Genomic DNA, 15,164 nt, shown 5'->3' on the forward strand with positions numbered 1-15,164 from the left:
CTGCTTTCGTGTTCTTCGCCGCGGGTGACCGGGGCGAGCGTGTCGACTGTGTCGTGATGCGCGTCACTAGAGCGCTCTAGAGCAAAGCGTAGAAAAGCGATGCCGTGATGTCAACCGATACGGAAGGCCGGGTCAGTCCTGGCGGGCAGGGCCGGTCGTCGCCCGCACCATCAACGTGGGCTCGAGGACGAGTTCGCGTTCGTCGACTGCGGTGCCCTCCATGCGGTCAATGGCTCGGTCGATCGCGAGTTTGGCCATGCGTCGGGGGTCCTGTGCGACGGTGGTGAGTCGAATGTGGGGGAGCTTGGAAACGGCGCTGTTGTCCCAGCCGATGATCGAGATATCCTGCGGGACACGGTGACCGGCATGCATGAAGGCCTCGAGTACGGAGACGGCCACTTCGTCGTTGAATGCCACCACCGCAGTGGGTAGCCGGGGATCGTCGAGCATCGTCCGAGCTGCCGTGTAACCCTCGAACTGGGTGAGGCCACCGGGAAGGACGCGGGCGTCGTCGGCGAGACCCCGTGCGCGCATGGCCTCCGCGAACCCTTCGCGGCGGGAGTCTGCGACCGCGCCCTCGCCACCGTCCACGTGCACGATCCGCCGGTGCCCGCGCTGGACGAGGTGCTCGACGGCCATCGCCATGCCGTCGGCGTCGGAGGTGCGGACGACGTCGACGGCTGGGTCGTCGACGTGCCAGCCGACCACGACGAGCGGCACCTTTCCGGCAAGTACGGGCTTGGGCGTGGCCGGGCCGAGCATGATCAGGGCGTCGAACCGAAAATCCTGCAGGCTTTCCACCGCCCGGTTCTCGTCCCGGCTTTGCGTCAGCGCGCTGAGGATCAGCTCGTAGCCTCGGTCCGCGGCGGCGGTGTACAGGCCGTCGAGGACGTCGAAGTGGAATGTGCCGGTCATTCCGAAAACCGTCCCGATCAGCTTCGATCGACTCCTGGCCAGCATCTGGGCGCGTACGTCGGGCCGGTAGCCGAGCTCGTCCGCCGCCCGCATCACCCGCTCGCGTGTCGCTTCGCTGGCGCCGGGAGCGTCGCGGATGACGATGGACACCAGGGCTCGGGAGACACCGGCGCGGGCCGCGACGTCCGATAGGGTCGCACGCTTTTTCGGGCGGGCCGCTTCTCCACCTCTGGTGCTCACCGCACACCTCTCGTCCTGATCGTGAACTGCTCGAATCCCGATCCTACGGCGACGCTCCGACCGGCTCGAGGGGTCTGGGGCTGTGGCCTGGATTCGAAATAAACTTGCATGTGCCCTTGATCACTGCGCTAGAGCGGTCTAGTGTTCTGGACCACACCTTGAATGTGCGGATGTCATGACATGACAGCACCCGCATTCCGGCTACAGCCACTTCGTCGAAGGACTACGCAATGGCCCTCCAGAACGCCCCCTCCGCCGCGAGTGCGGAACAGCCACCCACGGCGCGCGCCGGCAGGCGGTTCCTCACCAAGCTGACCGTCATCTCGACGCTCGGCGGCCTACTGTTCGGCTACGACACCGGAGTGATCTCCGGTGCGCTCCTGTACATGCGCGACGACCTGGGCATGACCAGCGTGCAAGAAGCCGCGGTGGTCAGCGCCCTGTTGTTCCCCGGAGCAGCGTTCGGCGCCGTCTTCGGCGGACGCGTCGCAGACCGGATGGGCCGTAAGTCCAGCCTCGTACTCTGCGCGGTCATCTTCCTGGTCGGCGCACTCGGGTGCGCCCTGGCGCCGAACGTCACCATCATGATCATCGCGCGCATCGTCCTCGGATTCGCGGTAGGCAGCGCTTCGGTGACGTGCCCGCTCTACCTCGCCGAGATCGCCCCGGTAGATCGCCGCGGCCGCATGGTCACCATCAACGAGTTGATGATCGTCACCGGACAGTTCCTGGCGTTCGTCATCAACGCGATCCTCGACCAGTTGATCGATCATGCATCGGTGTGGCGGTACATGCTCGCCGTTGCCGCGATCCCCGCCGTCGCCCTGTTCGTCGGCATGCTCACGCTCCCCGATTCGCCGCGCTGGTACGCCGTCCGCGGCCGCCTCGATGCCGCGTACAGCGCACTGCGCAAGAGTCGGGATGTCGCAGAGGCCGATGCCGAGTACGCCGAGATCGTCGCAGCCGCCCAGCAGGACGTGCGCGAAGACAAGGGTGCCGCACTCCGCGACCTGCGCGCCTACCCCTGGATGCGCAAGATCCTCTACATCGGCATCGGCCTAGCCGTCGTGCAGCAGGCCACCGGCATCAACACCGTCAACTATTACGCCCCCACCATCCTGGAGAAGAGTGGGCTCACCGCCTCCGCGGCCCTCGTTGCGACCGTGGCCATCGGCGTCACGCTTGTGGTCACCACCGTCCTCGGAATCTGGTTGCTCGGATTCGTTCCGCGCCGCCGCATGCTCCTGATCGGATTTACCGGCGTCACCCTCGCGCAAGGCGCGCTCGCGCTCGTGTTCCTACTTCCCGAATCGACCCTCCGCAGCTACTTCATCCTCGCCGCGATGATGCTGTTTGTCGGATTCATGGCTACCTTCATCGGAACCTGTGTCTGGCTGTTGCTCTCCGAGATCTTCCCGATGGCCATCCGCGGATTCGCCATGGGCGTCGCGGTATTCGTGCTCTGGACCACCAACGCCGGGATCTCGTTCCTGTTCCCGATCATCGAACGTGCACTCGGTGGCAGCGGAACGTTCGGTCTGTTCGTCCTCGTCAACCTCGTCTCGCTCGCCTTCGTCGCCCGCTGTGTCCCCGAAACCAAGGGTCGCAGCCTCGAAGAACTCGAGAGCGAGTTCCGTCAGGGCGTCGCGGTTCGATGACCACCCGGCGCTCCTACCCGCCGGCGACATTGACCCAGTAGCGCGATTCCAACCAGCTATCGACCACGCAAGGAACCCACATGAACTTCGGTGTGTACACCGCCGTCCTGCACGACCGCAGCCTGCGCGAGGCGCTGGAGACCATCGCGTCCCTCGGGCTCGAGGGCGCGGAGATCAACGCGGGCGGCTTCCTGCCCACCCCGCACCTGCCCGTCAAGGAACTCCTCTCCGGCGAGGTGTCACCGCAGGACTATCTGAAGGTGTTCGACGAGACCGGCGTCGCCATCGCCGGCCTGAACTGCAACGGCAACCCCCCGGACGCCGACCCCGAGGTCGGCGTCGAGGACGCCGAGGACCTGCGCAACGCCATCAAGGTTGCCGGCCTACTCGGTGTGCACCGGGCCCATGGCTAACGATCCAGGCTTCGGCACGATCGGAGAAACCTTGTCTGGCTTCGCATTCCGAAACGGAGACCCCGACAGCCCTCCGCTTCTCCCACCCGTTCGGGTTGGTCGAAGGCGTCACTGGCATCTCTGCGGCATTTTCGGTGGTCACCGCGCTGTACGATAGTCGCGCCACCGGTGAAGGTCAGGAACTCGATCTCTCCATCATCGAACCTCTGCTCACCATCCTGGAACCCCAGCTGATCACACAGGACCAGCTCGGGCACACGTTGAAGAGAACCGGCAACCAAGCTGAGATGAATGCGCCACGAGGAATGTACGAAACGATCGACGCTGAGTGGGTCGCCGTATCGGCCAGCACCGTGTCGACGGCATCACGACCGAGAAGGCTCGTGGGCGTCGGAGGCATGGTGGAAGAAGAATGGTTCTCAGTGGCAAATGGACGGCGCGCACACGCGGCGGACATCGACGCTGCACTCAAACCCTGGATCGTGGTCCATCAAGCGGCTCTCCGTTTGGTAGCCCGGTGCGCCGAGCTGCCAATGCTGCAATTTTGGACGGGTGGTGACTCGGCGTTCGGCTCAGTTGCTGATCGCGGGTGCAGCATTGATGTACGTGTCGCTGTCGACCTGTGCTGCGGTGAAGGCGGCGATGTCGGCGCGGGTCGTTGACCATCCGATCTTGTCGGTGCCGAAGAAGCCTTTGTGCGCGATCTCCTTGGGCGGGCCATCGGTGGGCCTGATGAAGCGGACGATGGTCCAGTCGAGGCCGGAGTTCATGGCGACTTCGGACATGCCGAGTAGTTCGCGGTAGGCGCGTGGTAGCAATGTCCGTCCCATCAATCCCACCAGCCGTGCCTGGAGGGTCTTCGTGTCACGTCGGTCCAGCACGCTTGGGGTGCCCAGCCCGATGAAGCGGGGTACACGGTGGCGTTTCATCGCGTCGATGATGAGGGTGGTGCCCTCCACGAGCGGCAGGCCGGTGGCTTTGCGGTCCATGCTGGGTCCGAGTGCGCTGACGACGATGTCGGTGTCGGCGACGGCGTTGTCGATCGCGTCGGCGTCGGTGATTTCCCCGACCACGAGCTGGACTTGATCGCGCCACTGCGCCGGCACCTTGGACGGGTTGCGGACGTAGGCACGGACGGTATGGCCGGACGCGAGCAGGTTGTGCACCAGCAGCTGTCCGATCGCTCCAGTTGCGCCGAATACGGTGACCTTCATCGTGTTGTCGCTTTCTGTTCGGTTGGTACGGCATCCCGGACGGCAGGGGCGATCTGGGTCGCCAGACGGGTGATGGACTCTTCGACCAGGGTGCGAGGCATCCCGCCCCAGTCAGCCTGCCCGAAGAATCGGTCGACACCCAGTAGGTCGTGGGCGAGGACGATTTTTTCGATCAGCTCGTCGGCGTCGGCGATCATGATTGCTTGCCCGGGCCGGGTACCGGCTTCGAAGCTTGTCCGGTCGATGTGGAAGCCGCGTCCGCTAGGTGGTTTGGGCCGCAGGTACTCACGGTAATAGGGGAATACCTTGCGTGCTTCCGATGCTGTCGCGCCGGCGTAGAAGTGGGTCGAAATGCCGACCCGGAGGGTGTTGGCGTGCCCGGCTCGTTCGCCCGCTGCGCGGTAGATGTCGACTGTCCGGCGCGCCTGCTGGATCGAGCCGCCGATGAGCCCGAGGACCATCGGTAGGCCCCATCGTCCGGCACGCTCCGCGCTTTCCGGTGACCCGCCGACACCGACCCATACCGGCAGCGGGTTCTGGTAGGCCCGCGGCACGATCGCAGCATCGTGCAGGGGAGGCCGGAACCGACCCGACCAGGTCACGTTCCGTTCGGTGCGCAATCGCAGCAACAGATCGAGTTTCTCGGCGAACAACTCGTCGTAGGCGGCGGGGTTCTCGCCGAAGAGCGCGAACGGTTCGAGGTAGGCGCTGCGCCCGACGGTGATCTCGGTGCGCCCGCGGCTGATGAGGTCGAGCTGCGCGAAGTCCTGGTAGACGCGAACGGGGTCGAGGGTGCTGAGTACCGTGACGCCGCTGGTGAGTCGGATGTTCTTCGTGCGAGCCGCGATTGCCGACAGGACGACGGCCGGTGAGGCGACTGCATGGTCGGGGGTGTGATGCTCGCCGAGCGCGAACACGTCCAGGCCGAGCGTGTCGGCGAGCGCCGCGTAGCCGATCGTCTCGTCGATGCGTTGTACTGCGGGGAAGGCGAAGCCGGTGGCCGGGTTCGTCTGGATGTCGCCGAGGGAGATGATGCCGAGTTCCATGAGGGGTACCTGATCTTGTTGTAGGGAATTGGGAGTCGGTACATCTGTGACCGCCACGTCTGACCGTGTGGTTGGCGACCTCGGGCGTACTGGCGAGTTTCCCGCGCGGCCCGCGGATCGTCCGCGCGGTGTCCGGGCTGCGACGCACCCCTCGCACGCCCCGGCGGCTATCACAGTGCGTGGTGCCCGGGCTGCCGGGTCGGCGGCAACCGTGACCACGTCGCCGGGGTGAACCTGGCCAAACGCTCGCTGCTCGGCAAAGGCAAGGTGACCCGCCGGCCACGTCAGTGGTAGGAAGTATGAGATCTATGTAGACGCTCTCAGCCGAGTTGCACTCTCGCCCTGGCTGAGGGCACGCGTGCCCCACAAGAACTCGCCTAGCGCAGGTTTGGGTCGGCACTCATCTCGTCGGCAAGACCCCATGCCAGTGCGGTCTCGGTGTCGAGAGCGGCGCCGGTGGCGCACAGCCAGAAGGCCCGCCATCGGCCGATCCGTCGCGGTACGCTCACGGTTCCGCCGGCCCCGGGGATCAACCCCATGGACACCTCCGGCAAGCGGAACACGGTGCCCGGCGCGGCCACGATCCGGCCCGCGAATGCGGGTACCTCGATCCCGGCGCCGACGCAGCTGCCGTGCCCCCGGACCTCGATGCGATCGGCCAGCTGCGCCACCAGCCGGCCGGCGCCTGCGCGCGTGCGTATGAGGTGCGCGGTCGCGAGGTCGGGGGTGGTGCCGAACTCGTCGAGGTCGCCGCCCGCGGAGAACGACGGACCTGCCCCGTCGAGCACGATCGCGGTGATCGTGTCGTCCGCGATGGCCAACCGGAGCGCGTCGACGAGCCCGTCGCGGACCTCCGCGCCGTAGGCGTTGCGGCGCTCGGGCCGGTTGAGGGTGATCAGCAGCCGCTCGGCTTCCCGGCGCACCAGCACCGGTTCCTGCGGCGATGGCGGCGGTAACGGCCGGGGACCGCGCTGCTCGAGCCACCGCCGGAACCCCGGCGTCCCCAGGAGCGTGGAGTAGGCCAGCGATTCGACGTCGATGGCCTGTGGCACCGGGAGATTCTCCGACAACCGCAGCACCTGGCCGAGCACGATCGCGGCGTGCACATTGTCGGCCACGACGTCGTGGAGTTCGGCGAGCGCGGTATCCACGTCGTCCACGCCGACGACCCACCGGTCGGCCGGGTCGGCGGCGGTGGCGAGGGTGGTGTCGAGACCGGCCGCGAGGTCGGCGATGGGTTCGGGGACGGGGCCCGGGGTGCGGCGCATCCCGACCAGCAGACGGTCGGTGCGCCGGGCCCGCGCGGCGGCTCGCGCCGCGATGTCCTCGTCGACCGCGCCATCGAGGTCCACCATGAGCAGTGGAGTGTCCACGACGGCACCCGCTGCGAGCAGGGGAGTGTCGGCGACTCCGTCCACCAGGTCCTGTGGGGTGATCACGGGCTGCGAGGTATCCACGGATGACAGCTTGCAGCATAGGATCGAGCGGTGTTCATCCCGCCCCCGCACGCGTCTCCGGCGCCGGATCCTGTGCGGGACTGGGCCGACAGTGGAGTGGTAGCCCTCACCGGCCGGGTCGACGGGCCACCGATCGTCCCTCCCGGTCGGGCGGCGACGGTGGCGCGGGCGATGGCCGCGTGGATCGCCGACGTCAGTGCCCTCGGTGGTCGGCGGATCGGAGTCGACGGTGCCGGGTTGCTGTCGGAGCGGGCGGCGTTCACCGGGTTCCGGCGCCGCGGTGATGTGTCGCTGGGCGGCAGCTGCCGGTTGCTCCCGGCCGCCGACGGGTGGGCCGCCGTCTCCTGTGCCCGGCCCGACGATCCCGCGCTGCTCGGCGCCTTGGTGAGCAATGTCGTGGACGAGGACGATCCCTGGCCCGTTGTCGCCGACTGGGTGCGCCACCACAGCGGCGCAGAGTTGGCGCAGCGGGGGGCTCTGGTGAGCGTCGCAGCGGGCCCGGTGTCGAGGGCGCACACACCTCCACTGCCGCCGATGCCGCTGCACCCTCGGCCCGTCGACGGGTTGTTGGTCGTGGATTTCAGCGCCCTGTGGGCGGGCCCGCTGTGCGCCCATCTGCTCGGACTCGCCGGAGCACGTGTGGTGAAGGTCGAGACCCCGGACCGCCCGGACGGTGCGCGCCGCGGGAACGCGTCGTTCTACCGGCTACTTCACGCGGGCCACGAATCGGTGGTGCTCGATCCCGCCACGACCGGGGGGCGCCGGGCCCTGACCGCGCTGGTCGCTGCCGCCGACATCGTGATCGAGGCGTCCCGCCCACGCGCACTGGCGGGTTTCGGGCTCGACGCCGCCGCCGTCGTCGACCGCGGGGCGACGTGGGTGTCGATCACCGCGTCCGGACGCGCCTCGGACCGTATCGGCTTCGGTGACGACCTGTCCGCGACCGCAGGGCTGGTCGCTCGTGATGCCAAAGGTCCGGTCTTCGTCGGTGATGCGCTTGCCGACCCACTGACCGGGGTCACCGCGGCGGCGCTCGCGATGTCCGCCCCTGCCGACGGGTCTGGGCACCTCTGGGATCTGTCGATGTCGGACCTGGTCGCGTCGACGCTGACGGACGACCCGGTGCCGAAACCCACTCTGCGTGAAGGCCGGTGGGTGGTCGAGACCGCGTCGGGGGTCGTTCCGATCGCCGCACCGCGCGCCCGGACAGCGGCCGGGTGTGCCCCCGAATCCGGCGTGGACACCGCGGCGGTGCTGCGCTCGTTGGGGATCGCGGCGCCGTGACCGGCCTGGTGATCCGCAACGCGGAGGTCGACGGCGTCTCCGGAATCGACGTGTCGATCTCCGACGACCGGATCACGGGGGTCGGGCCGAATCTGCCCGCAACGTCGGCGGACATGATCGACGCCCGAGGCGGTGCACTGATCCCCGGTCTGCACGATCACCACCTGCACCTGCATGCGATGGCCGCTGACGCCGCGTCCGTGTATTGCGGGCCGCCGGGTGTCCGCGACGCCACCGCCCTGGCCGACGCGCTCGGGCGGGCCCCGGGCGACGACAACGGCTGGGTCCGCGGCGTCGGCTACATCGAGACCGTCGCGGGCGACCTCGACGCCGACGCACTCGACCGACTCCACGCCGCACGCCCGGTGCGGGTGCAGCATCGCAGCGGTGCGATGTGGATGCTCAACGGCGCCGCCAGTGCTGCCATGCGGTTGGCCGACGCGTCGCATCCCGGAATCGAGCGCACCCCGGACGGCCGTCCCACCGGCAGGGTGTGGCGCGCCGACGCCTGGCTGCGGGACCGGCTCCCGCCGTCCGGTCCGCCGCGCCTCGATGCGGTCGGCGCCGCCCTCGCCCGGTGGGGAATCACGGGGGTTACCGACGCCAGCCCGGACCTCGACCCCCGTTCCCGCGCCGCGATCGAGGCGTCGGTCTCGGACGGCAGCCTGCCGCAGCGAGTGCACCTGCTCGGGGCACCGCCCGACAGCGGCACCACCGCAGTGCGGGGCCGGGTCACCGTGGGCCCCTACAAGATGGTGTTGGCCGACTCCGGGCTTCCCGATCTCGACGACCTCGCCGAACGGATCCGCGTCGTCCACGACCGGGGCCGGGCGGTGGCCGTGCACTGCGTCACCCGGGAGTCGTTGCTGCTTCTGCTCGCGGTTCTCGGCGACGTCGGGGCCCGGGCCGGTGACCGCATCGAACACGGCGCGCTCATCCCCGAGGAGACGATCGGCGACCTTCGTCGACAGGGACTCACCGTCGTGACCCAGCCCGGTTTCCTCGCGCACCGCGGTGACGATTACCTGCGCGACCTCGACGAGATCGACCACCCCGACCTGTATCGCTGCCGGTCGCTGATCGAGGCGGGCGTTCGGGTCGCACTCTCGAGCGACGCCCCCTACGGGCCGGCGGACCCCTGGGCGGTGATGACCGCCGCCGTCAACCGGCGGGCGCCGACCGGTGAAATCGTCGGAGGTTCCGAACGTCTCACTGCCGCAGATGCATTGACGCGATACCTCACCCCCGCGGACGATCCCGGCGGCAGACCCCGCACCGTCCGTCCGGGCGCACCCGCTGATCTGGTACTTCTGCATGCGCCGCTCACAGACGTCCTCAGCGCACCATCCGCCGATGCCGTCCGAGCCACCCTCTTCGGCGGAATACCGCACCGAATCTGAAAGGCCCGTCAGGGGCGGGCGAACACGGCGCCGGCGATGGCATGTCCTGTGGTTACAGGTGGCGATCGCCGCCGCAGTTCTTCCCAGCTGGTCAGGCGTTGTCGGTCGAAGACTTTCCGCTGCGAGAGTGCGATGAACGATTCCATAGCGCGTTGTGGCCACACGTCCGGACCCCCATGGAATCTTGTAATCCGTCGTTGAACATCGCTTCCCCGAATGCGAGAGATCGGACGAGACTATGGCGATTCGTCCGCGATCGTACTGCTCGGATCCCTTTGTGCGATGCGTTGCGCCGCGCGGACCGGGCCAATACTGCCGTCTCGCGCTCGACGATCGACACCAACGATATGAACTATATGTCAGATATATGGGGTGAACGAGATGCGGACTTGCGCATACCACGTACCTTTGTGTCGAAACAAATTGTGAAACAGTCCATGAGTAACAGGATGGCACCCAACTGATCGAGGAAGAAAGGGACGCAATGTCAGATAAACTGCAGGGTAGGCGCATTATCATTACCGGAGGGGCCAGCGGAATGGGAGAAGGCCTTGTGCGGGCGTTTCCTGCCCTCGGGGCCGAAGTGGTATCGCTCGACCGCGCCGAGCGTGAGGGACGTGAGATCGCAGAGTCCAGCAAGGCTCGATTCGTCCAATGTGATGTTTCGGAACAGAAGTCGGTCGATGCGGCGTTCGCGCAGGCCGTCGATTCGCTGGGCGGTCTCGACGTCCTCATTCATGCAGCGGGCATCGCTCCAGGGGGAGCGGCCGAAGAGATTCCGCTCGACACCTGGAATCGGGTCATGGGCATCAACGCGACAGGCACGTTTCTCACGAATCAGGCGGCGTTCCGCCATCTGAGGGACGGCGGCGGACAGATCATCAACTTCGCGTCCGCCGCCGGGGTCCAGGGCTTGACGAATAAGGCTGCGTACTCGGCCAGCAAGGGTGCTGTGGTCGCGTGGACCCGCACCGCCGCTCAGGAATGGGGAAAATACGGCGTCACCGTGAACGCCATCGCTCCGGCAATTTGGACTCCCATGTACGACAAGACCCGTGCATCGATGACGACGGAACAACTGGCCGCGCACGACGCGTACATGGCGAAAGCCGTCCCGCTCGGGGGCAAGCTCGGTGACGTCGAGAAGGATTTCGTTCCGGTGCTGGCCTTCCTCTCCGGTGAGGGCGCCCGGTTCATGACGGGGCAAATCTTCCCGGTCGACGGCGGAACTCTAATGATGCGGTGACCGAAACGCGGCACACCCTCGACGTGACGCCGATAACCATCTAACGTTTGTGTCATGTTTGATTTCGTGCCACGGACCGACAGCGTTCCCCGGCGACGAGTCAGGTTCGAGGAGGGTGTCTTGAGTGAAGTGAAGCGGGCGACTGCGAACCGGATGGTGGTGTGCGCGAGCCACAGCCCAGGAATGGAGCGAGATGTCGACCGAGTGTTCGGTACCACGTTCCGAACGGGGTTGGCGCGCGCGAGTTCGATCGTCCGAGAATTCGATCCCGATTACATCGTCCTGTTCGGCGGGGACCACAGGCGGGCATTCCGTCACGTCGTCCCCACTTTCGGGGTGGCACTGTCTGCCGGGATCATGGCGGAGGCCGGGCATTCTCCAGGCGCATTGAACGTCCCCCAGGGCACTGCGAGAGGCCTCGCCGAGCATCTGCTCGACTCCGGGATAGATATCTCGGTCTGCCGGGATGTGCAGCTCGACCACGCGTTCGCACAGCCTTTGCGTGATCTGACCGGCAGCGTGGACGCGTATCCCGTCATCCCGCTGCCCATCAACTGCGCAACGGCGCCGTTGCCCAAGGCCGAGCGGGTGCTCGCGTTCGGGGACGCGGTAGGCCGATATCTGTCCGGCACCGGCGATCGGGTGCTGGTCATCGGTACCGGCGGTCTTTCGCATTCGCCACCCAGTCTCGAAGTGGACACGTACGACATCAGCGACGAGGAACGCGCCAGGATCATCGCGGAGGGTTCCGCCGCCGCGCGGAAGAAGATCAAACCTGCGTGGGACAAGGCCTTCCTGCACGCATCCGCGACCTGGGACAGGGAGGCCCTCGCGCGTCTCACCGACAGCGCGCACGCGGATGCCGGTGCGGGAGCCAACGAGGTGCGGACCTGGCTGGCTGCGGGTGCGGCCGGCGGCGGCGTTCCGCTCGAGCCGCTGATCTACGAGCCGGTGGAGGAGTGGATCACCGGCATGGCTGTCGCAGTGTCGGCGTGATCTGACAGATTGTCGATAAAACTCCGCGGTCCTTTCTCTGCACGGAGGTGTGTTCGTGGGCTCGTCGTTCGATGTGGTGATTCTGGGTTCGGGTGCTGCCGGTTTGACGGCGGCCTTCACGGCGGCAGTGAGCGGTGCCCGGGTGGGGGTGTTCGAGAAGGCTGACAAGGTCGGTGGTACGGCCGCGTGGTCGGGCGGGAACGTGTGGGTTCCGAACAATCCGCTGATGGGTGCTGCCGGCGTCGCGGACTCCGAGGAGGAGTCGGTGGAATACATCATGTCGCTGTCACGGGGCTTGCTCGACGAGGACTTGGTGCGAGCGTTCGTGGTGGCGGGGCGCGAGATGGTGACCTTCCTCGACGCGGAAGCCGGAACGGAATTTTATGTTGCCGAAGGGTTTCCGGACTACCACGCCGAACATCCGGGCGGCAAGGCCGGTGGCGGCCGGACGTTGGAGACCCCGCTGTTCGCGTTCGACGCGTTGGGAGAGTGGGCGTCCCGGGTGACACCGGGACCCTATTTCGCGAATCTGCACCTCGTGCAATGTGAGACACCGATCGGCGCCGCAGTGCCGCGGCCGCCGTCGGACGCGGAGATCGCTCGCCGCCGGGAACGCGACGAGCGGGGACGAGGACAGTCGTTGGTGGGCCGGCTACTCGCTGCCTGCCTCGGGGCCGGGGTGGAAGTGTTCCCGGGCATGCGAGCCCGGAGATTGGTGACAGCGTCGGCGCCGGACGGTCGTGTGGCCGTGACGGGAGTGCATTTCGAGTCGGCCGGCGGCGAGCACGTTGAGGTGACTGCCGGGTCTGGTGTGGTGCTGGCGACCGGGGGATTCGAGTGGAACGAGGAATTCAAAAGGGCGTTCCTGCGGGGTCCGCTGACGCATCCGGTCTCGATGCCCACGTGTGAGGGCGACGGCTTGTCGATGGCGATGCGGGTCGGGGCGATGCTCGGGAACATGAGAGAGGCGTGGTGGAGTCCGGTGGCCGAATTGCCGGACGGTGTGAACGAGATGAACCGGGTGATGGTCAACGCGGACCGCACACGGCCACGGTCGATCATGGTGAACCGCTCGGGGCGGCGTTTCACGAACGAGGCGGCGAACTACAACGCCTTCGGTGGGGCATTCCACCAGGAGGATGTGGCCGCCTTCCGCTACGCCAACCTTCCGTGCTGGTTGATCTTCGATCAGGAGTATCTGCGGCGTTACGGCACGGTCGGACCGTGGCCGCCGGGAGAGGTAGCGCCGGAATGGATGACACGGGCCGACAGTGTTGCGGAGTTGGCTGCCGCCCTGGGGATTCCGGGCGAGGCGCTGGAACGGACGGTCGAACGGTGGAACGGACAGGTGGCGGAGGGATGCGATCCAGACTTCCACCGCGGTGAGAGTGCGCACGACCGATGGTGGGGCGACCCGCACCTGAAGGGTGCCGTCGAGGGCACCCTCGGTCCTCTGACCGAGGCGCCGTTCTATGCGGTGCGGCTCGAAAGCGGGGCGTTGGGGACGAAGGGCGGTCCGAAGGTCGACAAGCACGGCAGAGTGGTGGACCTCGACGGCGGGGTGATCGGCGGGTTGTTTGCGGCGGGCAACGTGATGGCGTCGCCGTTCGGGATGACGTACGGCGGCGCGGGTGGGACGCTGGCGCCGGCAATGGTGTTCGGATATCTCGCCGGTCGCCACGCCGCATCGAGGCCGGTGCACCCATGACCTCGGGTCGGATCTCGGAACTGCCCGGACATCTGCGCGCGGACACCATCTTCGACCTTGTGATCGCTCGGGCGGAAGCAACGCCCGACGACACCCTCGTGATCGACGAGCGTCGGCGCACCGTGAGCTTTCGGGAGTTCCGAGAATCCGTCGAGCGGGTTTCCGCGGGCCTGGCCGAACGCGGCGTCACCGCGGGCACGGTGGTCTCCTGGCAGTTGCCGAGTTGGATCGAGACCATGGTGCTGACCATGGCACTCTCCCGGATCGGCGCCGTGCAGAATCCTCTGATCATGATGCTGCGCGAACCCGAGGTGGAGTTCATCTGTCGTCAGGTCGGCAGTCGGCTTCTGATCGTCCCGGAGGAATTCCGCGGTTACGCCCACGGCAAGATGGCACGTTCGGTGGCCGCTCGGCTGCCCGGAATCGACGTCCTCGTCACCGACCGCACCCTTCCTCGGGCCGAACCTCGCACCGAGCAACCGCCGCCGAAGCCGACCGATGTCCGCTGGGTGTTCTACACCTCCGGTACCACTTCGCAACCCAAGGGCGCCCGACACGTGGACACGGGACTACTCGCCGCTGCCGAAACATTCTGCGAAGCCGTCGCTCCTGGACCGGACGACAGGATCGCTGCGCTCGCACCGATCGCCCATGTGGGCGGTGTCCTGCACCTGCTCGTCGCGCTGATGTCCGGTGCGGCGTTGATCACCACCGACGTCTTCGAACCCGAGGCGACCGCGCGACTCCTCGCCGACACCGGTGTCACCCTGGGAGGCAACGGAACCCCCTTCGCGCAAGCCCTTCTCCGGCAACAGCGTGCTCGTGATGGTCGGCTGTTCCCGGACCTGAGGGCCTTTCTCATCGGGGGGGCGCCGCGTCCGGTCGCCCTGCACCGCGAGGTCTCGAGCGAACTCGGCGGGGTGGGCCTGGTGTCCGGGTACGGGCTCACGGAATGCCCGTTCATCGCGTGGGGGAGTCCCTCGGGCAGCCCGAACGAGATCGCGGTGACCGAAGGCCGTCCGGGACCCGGCACATTCATACGTATCGTCGGCGCGGACGGCGCCGAAGTGGCTGCCGGCGAGCGCGGTGAACTGAGAGTGAAGGCCCGGCAACTCACCGTCGGGTACGTGGACGCCGCACTGGACGTCGAGGCGTTCGACGACGACGGCTACTTTCGCACGGGTGACCTCGCCTTTCTCGACGACGAGGGATGCCTCAACATCGTCGGCCGTCTCAAGGACGTGATCATCAGGAACATGGAGAACATTTCCGCCCGGGAAGTCGAGGATCACCTCGTCACCGTTCCCGGACTCATCGATTCGACGATCATCGGACTCCCCGACCCGGAGACGGGTGAACGTGTCTGTGCGGTAGTGGTACCCGAGGGTTCGGCGGTGGCTCCGAGCCTGGCCGACGTCTGCGAGCACCTCGTGGTCCGGGGGCTGAACAAGCGCAAGCTGCCCGTGCAGCTCGAGGTACTCGATCAATTGCCCCGAAATGCCATGGGCAAGGTTGTGAAAAAGGATCTGGCCCGGTTGTTCGGGAAGGACGCCCAGTGAGCCTCTGCGTGAACTGATGTTCGATCGA

At 67.0% G+C, this 15,164-nt stretch carries 12 protein-coding genes and 2 pseudogenes; 10 read left to right on the forward strand and 4 right to left on the reverse strand.

What is annotated here, in order from left to right:
* Positions 1–132 precede the first annotated feature (132 nt).
* Positions 133–1,155: a LacI family DNA-binding transcriptional regulator gene (locus tag ROP_RS35200; protein WP_015890753.1), complete on the reverse strand. Its 1,023-nt coding sequence runs from the start codon at positions 1,153–1,155 to the stop codon at positions 133–135.
* A 230-nt stretch (positions 1,156–1,385) separates the two neighbouring features.
* On the opposite strand from ROP_RS35200, the gene ROP_RS35205 reads away from it, so the two are divergent.
* The 3 genes and pseudogenes from ROP_RS35205 (at position 1,386) to ROP_RS41690 (ending at position 3,888) form a co-directional block, all read left to right on the forward strand.
* A complete protein-coding gene (locus ROP_RS35205; RefSeq protein ID WP_015890754.1) occupies positions 1,386–2,813 on the forward strand; it encodes a sugar porter family MFS transporter in 1,428 nt (475 codons plus the stop codon).
* 80 nt (positions 2,814–2,893) lie between these two features.
* Positions 2,894–3,214, forward strand: a pseudogene (locus ROP_RS42860) (sugar phosphate isomerase/epimerase family protein); the annotation flags it as partial.
* 47 nt (positions 3,215–3,261) lie between these two features.
* Entirely contained in the window at positions 3,262–3,888 is a 627-nt protein-coding gene (locus tag ROP_RS41690; RefSeq protein WP_269454484.1) for a CoA transferase, read from the forward strand.
* Here ROP_RS41690 and ROP_RS35215 read toward each other — a convergent pair.
* Both ROP_RS35215 and ROP_RS35220 read right to left on the reverse strand, forming a co-directional pair.
* Complete coding sequence (locus ROP_RS35215) at positions 3,799–4,440, reverse strand: NAD(P)-dependent oxidoreductase (protein ID WP_015890758.1); 642 nt, start codon at positions 4,438–4,440, stop codon at positions 3,799–3,801. The two genes, ROP_RS41690 and ROP_RS35215, sit on opposite strands and share 90 nt — an antisense overlap.
* Positions 4,437–5,486: an LLM class flavin-dependent oxidoreductase gene (locus ROP_RS35220; RefSeq protein WP_015890759.1), complete on the reverse strand. Its 1,050-nt coding sequence runs from the start codon at positions 5,484–5,486 to the stop codon at positions 4,437–4,439. Before ROP_RS35220 ends, ROP_RS35215 begins: the two co-directional genes overlap by 4 nt.
* A 96-nt stretch (positions 5,487–5,582) precedes the next feature.
* Here ROP_RS35220 and ROP_RS44415 point away from each other — a divergent pair.
* Positions 5,583–5,774 (forward strand): annotated as a pseudogene (locus ROP_RS44415) (hypothetical protein); the annotation flags it as partial.
* Positions 5,775–5,863: 89 nt separating this feature from the next.
* On the opposite strand, the gene ROP_RS35225 reads toward ROP_RS44415, so the two are convergent.
* Complete coding sequence (locus tag ROP_RS35225) at positions 5,864–6,943, reverse strand: enoyl-CoA hydratase/isomerase family protein (protein ID WP_043826023.1); 1,080 nt, start codon at positions 6,941–6,943, stop codon at positions 5,864–5,866.
* Positions 6,944–6,973: 30 nt separating this feature from the next.
* Between ROP_RS35225 and ROP_RS35230 the strand changes: the two genes are divergently transcribed.
* The 6 genes from ROP_RS35230 to ROP_RS35255 all read left to right on the forward strand — a co-directional run bounded on the left by ROP_RS35230 (position 6,974) and on the right by ROP_RS35255 (position 15,136).
* Positions 6,974–8,227, forward strand: a complete 1,254-nt coding sequence (locus ROP_RS35230; protein ID WP_043826025.1) for a CoA transferase — start codon at positions 6,974–6,976, stop codon at positions 8,225–8,227.
* Positions 8,224–9,627 (forward strand): amidohydrolase family protein, encoded by a 1,404-nt coding sequence (locus ROP_RS35235; RefSeq protein ID WP_015890762.1) that lies wholly within the window; start codon positions 8,224–8,226, stop codon positions 9,625–9,627. The genes ROP_RS35230 and ROP_RS35235 overlap by 4 nt, the downstream gene beginning before the upstream one ends.
* Before the next feature lie 484 nt (positions 9,628–10,111).
* Complete coding sequence (locus ROP_RS35240) at positions 10,112–10,873, forward strand: SDR family NAD(P)-dependent oxidoreductase (protein ID WP_015890763.1); 762 nt, start codon at positions 10,112–10,114, stop codon at positions 10,871–10,873.
* A 153-nt stretch (positions 10,874–11,026) separates the two neighbouring features.
* The gene (locus tag ROP_RS35245; RefSeq protein WP_043826959.1) at positions 11,027–11,869 is read left to right on the forward strand and encodes a 3-carboxyethylcatechol 2,3-dioxygenase; all 843 of its coding nucleotides are present in this window, start codon (positions 11,027–11,029) and stop codon (positions 11,867–11,869) included.
* Positions 11,870–11,918: 49 nt separating this feature from the next.
* Entirely contained in the window at positions 11,919–13,577 is a 1,659-nt protein-coding gene (locus ROP_RS35250; RefSeq protein ID WP_015890765.1) for an FAD-binding protein, read from the forward strand.
* Positions 13,574–15,136 (forward strand): AMP-binding protein, encoded by a 1,563-nt coding sequence (locus ROP_RS35255; RefSeq protein ID WP_015890766.1) that lies wholly within the window; start codon positions 13,574–13,576, stop codon positions 15,134–15,136. The genes ROP_RS35250 and ROP_RS35255 overlap by 4 nt, the downstream gene beginning before the upstream one ends.
* The last annotated feature ends 28 nt before the right edge of the window (positions 15,137–15,164 follow it).

Origin of the sequence: Rhodococcus opacus B4 (assembly GCF_000010805.1) — a bacterium.
In the GTDB taxonomy this organism is placed as follows: domain Bacteria; phylum Actinomycetota; class Actinomycetes; order Mycobacteriales; family Mycobacteriaceae; genus Rhodococcus_F; species Rhodococcus_F opacus_C.

Bases quoted from the DNA above. Each gene is read 5' to 3' on its own strand.
- ROP_RS35205 (WP_015890754.1), top strand. From the start codon at position 1,386: ATGGCCCTCCAGAACGCCCCCTCCGCCGCGAGTGCGGAACAGCCACCC.
- ROP_RS35215 (WP_015890758.1), bottom strand. From the start codon at position 4,440: ATGAAGGTCACCGTATTCGGCGCAACTGGAGCGATCGGACAGCTGCTG.
- ROP_RS35220 (WP_015890759.1), bottom strand. From the start codon at position 5,486: ATGGAACTCGGCATCATCTCCCTCGGCGACATCCAGACGAACCCGGCC.
- ROP_RS35240 (WP_015890763.1), top strand. From the start codon at position 10,112: ATGTCAGATAAACTGCAGGGTAGGCGCATTATCATTACCGGAGGGGCC.
- ROP_RS35245 (WP_043826959.1), top strand. From the start codon at position 11,027: ATGGTGGTGTGCGCGAGCCACAGCCCAGGAATGGAGCGAGATGTCGAC.
- ROP_RS35255 (WP_015890766.1), top strand. From the start codon at position 13,574: ATGACCTCGGGTCGGATCTCGGAACTGCCCGGACATCTGCGCGCGGAC.